Annotated in this window: 8 protein-coding genes; 5 read left to right on the top strand and 3 right to left on the bottom strand. The window is 64.8% G+C overall.

Features of this window, described 5'->3' with window-relative positions; all coding sequences use genetic code 11:
• Positions 1–88 precede the first annotated feature (88 nt).
• Positions 89–370 carry a hypothetical protein gene (locus AB4Y82_RS13400; protein ID WP_441603667.1) on the bottom strand — a complete coding sequence of 94 codons (282 nt, stop codon included), beginning with the start codon at positions 368–370 and terminating at the stop codon, positions 89–91.
• A 491-nt stretch (positions 371–861) separates the two neighbouring features.
• Here AB4Y82_RS13400 and AB4Y82_RS13395 point away from each other — a divergent pair, with 491 nt between their 5' ends.
• The 3 genes from AB4Y82_RS13395 to AB4Y82_RS13385 all read left to right on the top strand — a co-directional run bounded on the left by AB4Y82_RS13395 (position 862) and on the right by AB4Y82_RS13385 (position 6,583).
• On the top strand, positions 862–2,076 hold the full coding sequence (locus AB4Y82_RS13395; protein WP_441603666.1) for an efflux RND transporter periplasmic adaptor subunit: 1,215 nt from the start codon (positions 862–864) through the stop codon (positions 2,074–2,076).
• Positions 2,077–2,091: 15 nt separating this feature from the next.
• The gene (locus AB4Y82_RS13390) at positions 2,092–5,382 is read left to right on the top strand and encodes an efflux RND transporter permease subunit (RefSeq protein WP_441603665.1); all 3,291 of its coding nucleotides are present in this window, start codon (positions 2,092–2,094) and stop codon (positions 5,380–5,382) included.
• Between the two features lie 139 nt (positions 5,383–5,521).
• Positions 5,522–6,583, top strand: coding sequence for an FUSC family protein (locus tag AB4Y82_RS13385; protein ID WP_441603664.1), 1,062 nt, complete (start codon positions 5,522–5,524; stop codon positions 6,581–6,583).
• Between the two features lie 4 nt (positions 6,584–6,587).
• Here the strand turns inward: AB4Y82_RS13385 and AB4Y82_RS13380 are convergent, their stop codons facing one another.
• Complete coding sequence (locus AB4Y82_RS13380; RefSeq protein WP_441603663.1) at positions 6,588–7,532, bottom strand: GGDEF domain-containing protein; 945 nt, start codon at positions 7,530–7,532, stop codon at positions 6,588–6,590.
• Positions 7,533–7,958: 426 nt separating this feature from the next.
• Positions 7,959–9,119 carry an acyl-CoA dehydrogenase family protein gene (locus AB4Y82_RS13375; RefSeq protein WP_441603662.1) on the bottom strand — a complete coding sequence of 387 codons (1,161 nt, stop codon included), beginning with the start codon at positions 9,117–9,119 and terminating at the stop codon, positions 7,959–7,961.
• A gap of 255 nt (positions 9,120–9,374) precedes the next feature.
• Here AB4Y82_RS13375 and AB4Y82_RS13370 point away from each other — a divergent pair, with 255 nt between their 5' ends.
• Together AB4Y82_RS13370 and AB4Y82_RS13365 are read left to right on the top strand one after the other, a co-directional pair.
• Entirely contained in the window at positions 9,375–10,301 is a 927-nt protein-coding gene (locus AB4Y82_RS13370) for an ArsR/SmtB family transcription factor (RefSeq protein WP_441603661.1), read from the top strand.
• Positions 10,302–10,317: 16 nt separating this feature from the next.
• The gene (locus AB4Y82_RS13365) at positions 10,318–11,397 is read left to right on the top strand and encodes a homocysteine S-methyltransferase family protein (protein WP_441603660.1); all 1,080 of its coding nucleotides are present in this window, start codon (positions 10,318–10,320) and stop codon (positions 11,395–11,397) included.
• Position 11,398: the final 1 nt, after the last annotated feature.

Here is an 11,398-nt window from a genome sequence, read left to right as displayed (position 1 = left end):
TGGCGGGCAAACAAATTCCGGCACGGGTCATGCGGAGATCGAGAACAGGCTCCAAAAAGCCTCAAAAGAATACGCCTCGCGCCATACCTTATCCACCTTTGCGAAAGATGCACTTCAGCTTGCGGCAGGCCATGACGCCCGTGCAGCAATGGCTGTGCATCGGAATCTTCGCGACGTTTGCGTGACAGCCCAGTGCATCGGCAACGTTTGCGTACGCGGACGAAAAACTTGCTGCGCTCGCGTGTTGCCGTTGCAGCGCCGCTGATTCCCGTCCATCGCGGGCCACCGATACCGCTGCGTATGTCACGACAGCGACGCATGCAAAACGTTGCAGCGCAGCAGATGAAATCATCGACTGACTGACCGCCATGCCGGCAACCCTGGTCCCGGCTTTCGCTGGCGTGGGAGCGTGTTGCAAGCAAGCGCGCTGCCGCTGCAACCGGACCATCGGCACAGGCGTTCGCAAGCCACCGCAGGCACCATAAAGCGGACGGCCGTCCCCCTGTCTTTGTGGCCGACACCCTTCCTTCACGGAATTCAGCCAAAATTAGCTCGCACGTCCCGTTGGGAGTACAGCCACCCAACCCAGCGGAACACATAGGACGCGTCTGAATGGCCCTGGGAGGCCGATCCGGCGTATCAGGGGTGTCTCTACAAATTGTAAACTGTACGGTATAGTCCAAGCTCGCCTGCCTGAACGAGCCACGGCTTTACCGACCCTGCCCTTCCCGGCCTGCCCGTTCACGGGACGCTCGGACTAGCGGGGCCGTTGCGTGTTCGTTGCAAGCCCCCTTTGTCGTCGCCCGGAGAGGCGTCGACGCGCTGCATCCCCGACCACATTAAAAAAGAAATGGAGCCCACATGAAGTCCACGTCACTGCGCACACCTCTGCTGTGCCTTGGCCTGCTCTCACTGGCCGCCTGTGGCAAAGGCAAGGATCAAGGCCCGCCGCAGGCGCCGCCGCCGGAAGTCGGTGTCGTCAAGGCCCAGGCTCAGAGCACGCCGCTAGCCAAGGATCTTGTGGGCCGCGTGTCGGCTTACCGTAGCGCCGATGTGCGCGCCCGCGTGTCGGGTGTGCTGCTCAAGCGCGTCTATCAGGAAGGCACCGACGTCAAAGCCGGCCAGGTCATGTTCGAGATCGACCCGGTGATCTATCAGGCAGCGCTGGACTCGGCCAAGGCCAATCTGGCCGCCGGCCAGGCGACCTATGTGAACTTCCACAACCTGGCCGAGCGCGACCGCAAGCTGCGCCCGCAGAACTACATCTCGCAGTCCGACCTCGACGCCGCCGAAGCCAACGAGCGCAGCGGCGCCGCCTCGGTCAAGCAGCTTCAGGCCGCCGTGGAAAGCGCCAAGATCAACCTGAGCTATACCCGCGTGGTAGCGCCCATCGACGGCCGCGCCGGTCAGCAACAGGTGACTGAGGGTGCCATCGTCGGCAACGGCGCCGCCGATTCCGGTTCCAGCTCGACGCTGTTGACCACGGTCGACCAGCTCGATCCGCTGTACGTCAACTTCACCGTCAGTGCCGCCGATCTCGATCGCCTGCGCGCCGCCCAGGCCGCTGGCAACGTGTCGCTGAGCGACCAGGGCAAGACCACCGTGAAGGTCACCCTGCCCGACGGCAGCAAGTACGCCCAGGACGGCACGCTGGACTTCTCCGGCGCCACCGTCGACCCGACCACCGGCTCGATCAACCTGCGCGCCCTGCTGGCCAACCCGGACCGCCGTTTGTTGCCGGGCACCTACATCACCATCACCGCCAACCTCGGCGAGCTCCACAACGTGTTCCTGGTGCCGCAGGCGGCCATCCAGCGCGACGTGGTCGGCGCCTATGCGCTGGTGGTGGGCCAGGACGGCAATGTCGCCCGCAAGAACGTCTCCGCGGACAACCTGGCCGGTTCGAACTTTATCGTCACCAGCGGCCTGAGCAACGGCGACCAGGTGATCGTCTCCGGCCTGCAGACGGTGCAGCCCGGCAAACCGGCCAAGGCGGCGCCTTACCAGCCCGACCAGAAGCCCGGCGCGCAGGGGCAGCCGGCAGCAGCGGGTCATGCTGCTGGCGGCAAGCAGTAAAGGGAGTCGACCGACATGCCGAGTTTCTTTATTGACCGCCCCATCTTCGCGTGGGTGGTAGCCATCCTGATCACCCTGGTTGGCACCATCTCCGTGTTGAACATGGGTATCGAGTCGTACCCGAACATCGCGCCGCCCCAAGTGGTGGTGTCCGCGACGTATCCGGGCGCCAACGCCGACACCATGGAGAAGAACGTCACCCAGGTGATCGAGCAGCAGCTCACCGGTATCGACCACCTGCTGTACTTCAGCTCCTCGTCCAACTCCAACGGCACGACCTCGATCACGCTGAGCTTTGAAACCGGCACCGATCCGGACATCGCCCAGGTGCAGGTGCAGAACAAAGTGCAGCTGGCCTTGCCGCGCCTGCCGACCGCCGTGACCCAGCAGGGCGTGGTGGTGGCCAAGAGCAACCCGGACTTCCTGATGTTCGTGTCGCTGGTGTCCAACAACCCGGACATCGACGGCAACCGCCTGGCCGACGTGATTGCGTCGCAGGTGGCGGACCAGGTCGGCCGTATTCCCGGCGTGGGCGCCACCCGCCTGATCGGCGCCGAGTACGGCGTGCGCATCTGGCTCAATCCGGACAAGATGCACGGCTACGGCTTGTCGCCCAGCGCGGTGTTCTCCGCCGTGGCGGCGCAGAACGTGCAGTTCGCCGCCGGTTCGCTCGGTGCCGATCCGTCGCCGAAGGAACAGGGCTTTACCGCTACCGTCTCCGCTGAAGGCCGCTTCTCCTCCCCGCAGGAGTTCGGCGAAATCATCCTGCGCGCCAACAGCGACGGCACGGTGGTGAAGCTGAGCGACGTGGCGCGCATCGACTTCGGCCCGCAGAGCTACGGCCTGGGCGCGACGTGGAACGGCCAGCAGGTCGGCGGCCTGGGCGTGCAGCTGCTGCCCGGCGCCAACGCGCTGGACGTGGCCGACGCCGTCAAGGCCAAGATGAACGAGCTGTCCAAGGACTTCCCCGAAGGCGTCACCTGGTTTGCTCCGTACGACACCACGCCGTTCGTGACGATCTCCATCAAGGAAGTGGTGCACACCCTGATCGAGGCCATCATCCTGGTCTTCCTGGTGATGCTGATCTTCCTGCAGAACTTCCGCGCCACGGTGATCCCCACCCTGGTGATCCCGGTGGCTCTGCTGGGTACCTTCATCGGCCTGGTGGCGCTGGGCTTCACCATCAACCAGCTGACCTTGTTCGGCATGGTGCTGGCGATCGGTATCGTGGTGGACGACGCGATCGTGGTGATCGAGAACGTCGAACGCATCATGAGCGAGGAGCAGCTCTCGCCCAAGGAAGCGACACGCAAGGCGATGGGCCAGATCACCGGCGCGGTGGTGGCCATCACCGTGGTACTGGCAGCGGTGTTCGTGCCGTCCGCGCTGCAGCCGGGTGCCTCGGGCGTGATCTACAAGCAGTTCGCGCTGACGATCGCAGTGTCGATGGGCTTCTCCGCCTTCCTCGCGCTGTCGTTCACGCCGGCGTTGTGCGCCACGCTGCTCAAGCCTGAGCACGAGCACAAGAAGAACATCGTCTACCGCAAGTTCAACCAGACCTTCGACTGGGTCACGCGCACCTATGGCGGCCACATCGGCAGCGCCACCCGCCATGCGCCGCGCTGGATGATCGTGTTCGCCCTGGTTGCCGTGCTTGCCGGCTTCCTCTACACGCGCCTGCCCACCAGCTTCGTGCCCAGCGAAGACCAGGGCTTTGCACTGGCCATCGTCAACCTGCCGCCGGGTGCCACCCTGCAGCGCACGCAGGCCGTGATGGCCGAAATGCGCGAGCGCGTCAAGAAGAGCCCGTACAACGATGACATCATCGGCATGTACCAGATCAGCGGCTTCAGCTTCATCGGCCAGAGCGAAAGCACCGGCATGGCCTTCATCAAGCTCAAGGACTGGGACTCGCGAGCGATCACCGCCGATGAGCTGATCATGAAGTTGAACGGCGTGTTCCACGGCATCCGCGACGCGCAGATCTTCGTGGTCAACCTGCCCACCATCCGCGGCCTCAGCCAGTTCGGCGGCATCGACATGTATCTGCAGGCCCGTGCCGGCCAGACGCATGGCGAGCTGATGCAGGCGATGGGCACCGCGGTGGGCAAGGCGAAGGACAACAAGGCGCTGTTCGGCGTGCGTCCCAACCAGCTGCCCGATGCTCCGCAGTGGGATATGAAGGTGGATCGCACGCAGGCGCAGGCGATGGGCATGTCGGTCAGCGACGTGTACTCGGCCATCCAGCTCACGCTGGCGCCGGTGTACGTCAACGACTTCGTCTACGGTGGCCGCGTGAAGCGCGTCTACCTGCAGGCGGACCAGGCCTACCGCATGGGCCCGGATGCGCTGCAGCACATCTACACGCCCAGCAGCCTGGCACCGGGTGCGGCGGCCAACAGCAGTTCGTCGAGCTCGTCGTCGTATCAGGCGACGGTCAATCCGTACAACATGATTCCGATCTCCAGCGTGGTCAACACGAAGTGGGACATGGGCTCGCCAGCCCTGACCCGCTACAACGGCTACGCTGCGGTCGAAATCGTGGGTAACGAAGCGCCGGGCTACTCGACCGGCCAGGCCATGAACGCCTTGCAGGGCATCGTCGACCACGACCTGCCCAAGGGCTTCGGCGCGGACTGGACGGGTCAGTCGTACCAGGAAATCCTGGCCGGCAACTCGGCCACCCTGCTGCTGGCACTGTCGATCCTGATCGTGTTCCTGTGCCTTGCCGCACTGTACGAGAGCTGGTCGATCCCGGTCGCCGTGCTCCTAGTGGTGCCGCTGGGCCTGCTCGGTACGGTCGTGTTCTCGATGTTGCGCGGCTTGCCGAACGACATGTACTTCAAGATCGGCATGATCACGGTGATCGGCCTGGCAGCGAAGAACGCGATCCTGATCGTGGAATTCGCGGTGGAGCAGCAACAGGACGGCAAGTCGCTGTTCGATGCCGTCATCACGGCGGCCCGCCAGCGACTGCGTCCGATCCTGATGACCTCCATGGCGTTCATCCTCGGCGTGTTCCCGTTGTTCATCTCGACGGGCGCCGGCGCCAACTCCCGCCATGCCATCGGCACCGGCGTGATCGGCGGCATGATCTTCGCCACCTTCCTGGGTCTGCTCTTGATCCCGGTGTTCTACGTGACAGTGCGCCGCGCACTGGGCGACAAGCTGGACGAACCGTCCCGCAAGATTCGCCCGGCCCATGGCGAAGCCGCTGCGGGTACGCCGCAGGGTGGCGGTGGCAACGGCGGTACGCCGAGCAGCGCCATGCAGCCGTTCGATTCGGATCCGCGTCGCGGCGGTTGATCCGGATCTGCGACAGTCAAAGCAAAGCCCCGGTCGAAAGGCCGGGGCTTTTTCTTTGGATCACCCTGCGTTTCCGAAAAGGCCGCGCGCGCCGCCCGCTGATAATGTGCGACTACGGCCATCTCCTGTTTTCGCCCGCATGCGCTCATTCGTCGACTGGCTTGAACGTATCGATCCCGGCACGCATCGCCGGATCAAGGGACTGCGGCTGGTCACCGCCTATGGACTGGCGGCTGCCATTGGCACCTTGCACGACGTGGCGCATCCGTTCGGCAGCCTCGTCGCCGTCGGCTCGTTGGCGGCGAATTTTGCGTTGTGGGCGAGTGTTTCGGAGGCGCGGCATACGCGTTTGGAATCCAGCCGCGATCTCGCCCTGCTCTGCCTGGCCGCCACGCTGGGCGCCTTGATGCAGGCTCTGATGGTGCCGGTACTTTCTCCGCTGTCGCAAAACGGCGCTGAATTCACGCTGGTCAGTGGTGCCTTCCTGGCCAGTTACCTCAAACGCTATGGCGTCACCGGCGCAGGCGTCGGTTCGCAGATCTACATTGGCCAGTTGCTGGCCTACACCATGCGGCTCGACGCTTCTGCGTGGCCGGCCATCCTGATCGCCGGATGCATCGCGGCACTGGCTTCCGTGGTGCCGCGCTTGCTCTCCGGTCCCGCCGAGCGCCCCGCCGAACTGGCGGTGCTTTCACCCGCGGACATTCCCGGCCGCTGGCATCTGTCGGCGCCCTTCATCATGGGCGTGCAGGCAGCGGTGGCAGCGCTGATCGTGGTGGCGCTCAATGCGCGACTGCACCTGCCCGAGTCGGCATGGGCGGTCACGGCCTGTACCTATGTGGTGGCCGGCAGCGCCACGGGCACCTCGCAACGCGTGCGACGGCGCATCGTGGGCACGCTGATTGGCGTGCCGCTCGGCCTCGCCTGTCTTCCGCTGGCCGAGCATGCGCCGCTGCTGATCTGGGCGCTGGCCGCCGTGGCGATGGTGGTTTACGCGATGGCGTTGCCGGAACGCTACGACATTGCCTGCGCCGCGTTCGCCTTCACCCTGATCGTCACGCTTGCCGCATCGGGCGAGCACTCGATCATGTTCCTGAGCGCGCGCATCTGGCAGACACTGCTCGGTGGCTTGCTCGGCCTGCTCGCCGCCCATCTGATCCTGCCGCTGCGCACCGCAGAATCACCCGCGGTGCGCGCATGAGGCATCAATCGTCGGCGTTGACGGTCGTATTGCGACCTTGCTGCTTGGCCTGATACAGGCGCCGGTCGACCAGCTCCAGGAACGACAGACGCTCATCGCCATGCATCGGCACCACCGTGCCCACGCCGATGCTCATGGTCAGCGACTTGCGCGCCATCGAGCGCTCATGCGGAATCCATTCCTGCTCGATCAGCGCGTGGCAACGCTCGGCCACTTCGCGCGCCGCGGCGGCGTCGGTATCGGGCAGCACCAGCACGAACTCCTCACCGCCGAAGCGCGCCAGGAAATCGTGCGAACGGCGCACCGCCTTCTCCAGCACCTTGGCCACCAGCTTGAGCGTATAGTCGCCCTGCACGTGGCCGTAGTGATCGTTGTACTGCTTGAAGTAATCGATATCGAGCATCAGCAGCGACAGCGGCCGACCGCTGCGACGCGCCTGCTCCCAGTCTTCCTCGAACACGCTGTCGAAGCGACGGCGATTGGCGATGCCGGTGAGGCCGTCCTTGAAGGACAGCGCCTCAAGTTCGCGCTGCAGTTCGATCAGGCGCTGCTCGGTACGCTTGCGTTCGCTGATGTCGAACATGAAACCGACCAGCGCATCCACGCTGCCGTCATCCTTGCGCACCACGTGCACCACGTCGCGGATCCACACATAGCTGCCGTCCTTGCACAGCGCGCGGTAATCGGCTTCGTGATCGACGCCCGCCTTGGACTGCGCCACGCAGAAATTGACCGCCCAGTCGCGATCTTCCGGATGGATGCGCTCGGCCCAGTCCTGCACGCTGACCCAGCTGTCCGGCGCCCAGCCGAGCAGATGCTCGATCTGCGGGCCGATATACGAGAACGACAGGCTGTCCCACTGGATGCGCCAGGGAATGGCCTTGGTGGACTCGAGCAGGGTCTTGTAGACCATGCTCTCTACTTCCAGCTTCTCAACGACATCGGTCATGGCGGCTCGCGGCGGGTGGTTGCGGATCCCTGGTGGGAAGCAACCATCGTGCCGCGGCGATGATTGGGCGTGAAAGCCTGCAAAAGCGCGCTTTGCGCCATCGAGCCATAGCGACCGCCTGAAGTCGATCTAGCCCAGCTCGGTCAGTTCCCGACGTGACGTGACGAGCCCGGGAGAGTCGCCATCCTTGGCGGGAGGGGACCTGTCTCCGTGGTGATCGCAAGTATTTGCGATGGCTCCCACGCCAGTCAACAAACCAAGGCCCCCTTGTGGGAGCGCCCCCTGTGCGCGACAGTCCGAGGGTGCCTCGGACGCCACGCCGTCGCGCACAGGGTGCGCTCCCACAAAAAAGCAGGTTGCGATTTCCCGGAAAAGAAAAGCCCCCGGTTCTCACCGAGGGCTTCGCCACACGAAAACCTTGCCGGCTTATCGCAGACCCGTCTCCGCACGCGCAATCACAATGCGCTGAATCTCACTCGTGCCCTCATAGATCTCCGTGATCTTGGCATCGCGGAAATAACGCTCCAGCGGCATTTCCTTGGAGTAACCCATGCCACCGTGGATCTGCACGGCCTGGTGCGAAATCCACATCGCCGCTTCCGAGGCGGTGAGCTTGGCCACGGAGGCCTCGGTGCCGAAGCGGCCGCCGTTCTTTTCGGCCTCGCCCTTGGTCCAGGCGGCGCGCAGCGTGAGCAGCGTGGCGGCGTCCAGCTTGCACTTCATGTCGGCAATCTTGGCCTGGGTCATCTGGAACGTACCGATCGGCGTGCCGAACGCCTTGCGGTCACGCACCCACTGCAGGGTGGCTTCGTACGCAGCGCGCGCAATACCCACGGCCTGCGATGCAATGCCGATGCGGCCGGCGTCGAGCACACCCATGGCGATGGAGAAGCCCTTGCCCTCGTCGCCCAGCAGGTTTTCCTTGGGCAGCACGTAATCGGTGAATTCGATTTCGCAGGTGGCCGAGGCGCGGATGCCGAGCTTGGGCTCGCTCTTGCCGGCGTGGAAACCCGGCAGCTGGGTGTCGACGATGAAAGCCGACACGCCCTTGGCGCCGATGCCCGGCGTGGTGATCGCAAACAGGATGATGTAGCGAGCGACCGGGCCGGAGGTGATCCAGCTCTTCTTGCCGTTGATCACCCAGTCGCCATTGGCGTTCTTGGTGGCGCGCGTATGCATGGCCGACGCATCGGAACCGGACTGCGGCTCGGTCAGCGCATAAGCGCCGATGGCCTCGCCCTGGGCGATGGCACGCACGTACTTCTGCTTCTGCTCCTCGGTGCCGTGCTTGAGGATGCCGTTGCAGAACAGCGAATTGTTCACCGACATGATGGTCGAGGTGGCGGCATCGGCCGCGGCGATCTCGACCATGGCCAGCACGTAGGCCACCGGGTCCATGCCCGCGCCGCCGTACTCGGTCGGCACCTCGATGCCCATCAGGCCCAGCTGGCCCATCTCGCGGATGTTCTCGAGCGGGAATTCACCCTTGGCGTCCAGTTCGGCGGCCACCGGCACGATGCGCTTCTGCGCGAAATCGCGGGCAATGGCCTGGATGGACAGCTGATCGTCGGTAAAGCGGAAATCCATGGAAGACTCCAAGGGGAATGGGAGACAGGAAGCCCACTATTTTAACCCGGCCAGCCAAGGGACTTCTGTGCGGGTGCAGCAAGGCCCCATCCCCTTGTAGGAGCGCACCCTGTGCGCGACCGCGGCCCCCAGGGCTTGCCCCTCCGTTCAGCTGTCGCCCACAGGGTGGGCTCCTACAAAAGAACGGCCCGACTTGACGCCCTGCACGCCGAAGCCTAGCCTTATGTATCTCTGCATCGCGATATAAGGATAACGATGGACCTGGCCACCGCCTCCAGCGTTCTGCGCCTGCTGGCGGATCCGACCCGGGTTCGTCTGCTGGCCTTGCTTGAGCGCGAGGAGCTGACCGTGGCGGAACTGGCTGCGGTCCTGCATCTGGCGCAGCCGCGCGTGTCCACCCATCTGGCCAAGCTCAAGGAAGCCGAGCTGGTGCGCGACCGCCGTGCCGGCGTGTCCGCCTATTACCGGGCCAACGCCGAGACGGACGAACACCTGCAGGTCCTGCTGAGGTCCCTGCGCGACAACATCGACGATGCCCTGCTGCGCGAAGACGCCGCGCGCCTACCCGGCGTGCTGGCCGAGCGCGCCCGCGAAGAAGGCTGGGCCGACACCGTCGCCGGCGACATGGAACGCCATTACTCCCCCGGCCGCACCTGGGAAACGCTGGCGCGCTCCCTGCTGCAATTGCTGGAAACCGGCGACGTGCTGGATATCGCCTCGGGCGACGGCATCACCGCCGAGCTGCTGGCGCCACACGCCCACTCCATCGTCTGCGTGGACAGCAGCGAGCGCGTGACCGAGGCCGCCGCGCAACGCCTCAAGTCCTTCGGCAACGTGGAAGTGCTCAAGGGCGACATGCACGCACTCGACCTCGGCGACCGCCGCTTCGACCTTGTGCTGATGCTGCACGCCCTCACCTATGCCGAGCACCCGGCCAAGGCCGTCGCGGAAGCCGCGCGCGTGTTGCGCAGCGGCGGGCGATTGCTGGCCGTCACCCTGGGCAAGCACGATCACCGCGCCGTGGTGGAACCCTTCGATCACCGCAACCTCGGTTTTTCATCCGACGAACTGACCGGCTTCGCAAAGCAGGCCGGCCTTCAATCCTTGAGCTGTACCCGCTTGAGCCGCGAACGCAAGGCACCTCACTTCGAAGTGATCAGCCTGCTCGCGCGCAAGCCTTGAAGCGAGGCATCCATCCATGAGCACCCTCCCCTGGCTTCACCCCGAACGCGTCGCCCTGCTGGAACGCCTGCTGCGCGAGCGCATCCTGATCATCGACGGCGGCATGGGCACCATGCTGCAGCAGCATCCGCTGGACGAGGCTGCTTTTCGCGGCGAGCGTTTCGTGGAAGGCCACGACAGTTCGCACGCGCATGACCATCCCGGCAGCTGCGACCTGAAGGGCAACAACGACCTGCTCACGCTCACCAACCCGGACATCATCCGCGGCGTGCACGTGGCCTATCTCGAAGCCGGCGCGGACCTGGTTGAAACCAATACCTTCAACTCCACCCGCATCAGCCAGGCCGATTACCACCTCGAACATCTCGCCTACGAGCTGAACCTCGAAGGCGCACGCCTCGCCCGCGCCGCCTGCGACGCCGTGGAAGCGAAAACGCCGGACAAGCCGCGCTTCGTCATCGGCGTACTCGGCCCCACCAGCCGCACCGCGTCGCTGTCGCCGGACGTCAACGATCCGGGCTTTCGCAACGTCACGTTCGAAGAACTGGTCGCCAACTACATCGAATCGGCCAGCGGTCTGGTCGACGGCGGCGCGGATCTGATCATGGTCGAAACCATCTTCGATACGCTCAACGCCAAGGCCGCGCTGTTTGCGGTGAGCGAACTGTTCCGCGAACGTGGCGTGCGTCTGCCCGTGATGATCTCCGGAACCATCACTGATCGTTCCGGCCGCACACTCTCGGGCCAGACCGCTGAAGCGTTCTACTACTCGGTGCAGCATGCGCGCCCGATCTCGGTGGGACTGAACTGCGCCCTGGGCGCAGCCGACCTGCGCCCGCACGTGCAGGTGCTGTCGCAAACCGCCAGCTGTTTCGTCAGCACGCATCCCAATGCCGGCCTGCCGAATGCGTTTGGCGAATACGACGAAACACCCGAACAGATGGCCTCCGTAATCGGCGGCTTCGCGCGCGACGGCCTGCTCAACATGGTTGGCGGCTGTTGCGGCACGACGCCTGCGCATATCAAGGCCATCGCCGAAGCCGTGGCCCATTGCGCGCCGCGCGCCCTTCCCTCCCAAAACGCCAAGGCTGCCTGAG

This window comes from Dyella sp. 2YAF14, assembly GCF_052114725.1.
Classification (GTDB): Bacteria; Pseudomonadota; Gammaproteobacteria; order Xanthomonadales; family Rhodanobacteraceae; genus Dyella.
Note: the sequence above shows the minus strand (reverse complement) of the source record. Positions and strands in the feature narration are given on the sequence as shown.

What these genes read in the sequence shown, in the direction of transcription:
- AB4Y82_RS13400 (WP_441603667.1), bottom strand. Translation starts at nt 370, where the DNA reads ATGGCGGTCAGTCAGTCGATGATTTCATCTGCTGCGCTGCAACGTTTT.
- AB4Y82_RS13395 (WP_441603666.1), top strand. Translation starts at nt 862, where the DNA reads ATGAAGTCCACGTCACTGCGCACACCTCTGCTGTGCCTTGGCCTGCTC.
- AB4Y82_RS13390 (WP_441603665.1), top strand. Translation starts at nt 2,092, where the DNA reads ATGCCGAGTTTCTTTATTGACCGCCCCATCTTCGCGTGGGTGGTAGCC.
- AB4Y82_RS13385 (WP_441603664.1), top strand. Translation starts at nt 5,522, where the DNA reads ATGCGCTCATTCGTCGACTGGCTTGAACGTATCGATCCCGGCACGCAT.
- AB4Y82_RS13380 (WP_441603663.1), bottom strand. Translation starts at nt 7,532, where the DNA reads ATGACCGATGTCGTTGAGAAGCTGGAAGTAGAGAGCATGGTCTACAAG.
- AB4Y82_RS13375 (WP_441603662.1), bottom strand. Translation starts at nt 9,119, where the DNA reads ATGGATTTCCGCTTTACCGACGATCAGCTGTCCATCCAGGCCATTGCC.
- AB4Y82_RS13370 (WP_441603661.1), top strand. Translation starts at nt 9,375, where the DNA reads ATGGACCTGGCCACCGCCTCCAGCGTTCTGCGCCTGCTGGCGGATCCG.
- AB4Y82_RS13365 (WP_441603660.1), top strand. Translation starts at nt 10,318, where the DNA reads ATGAGCACCCTCCCCTGGCTTCACCCCGAACGCGTCGCCCTGCTGGAA.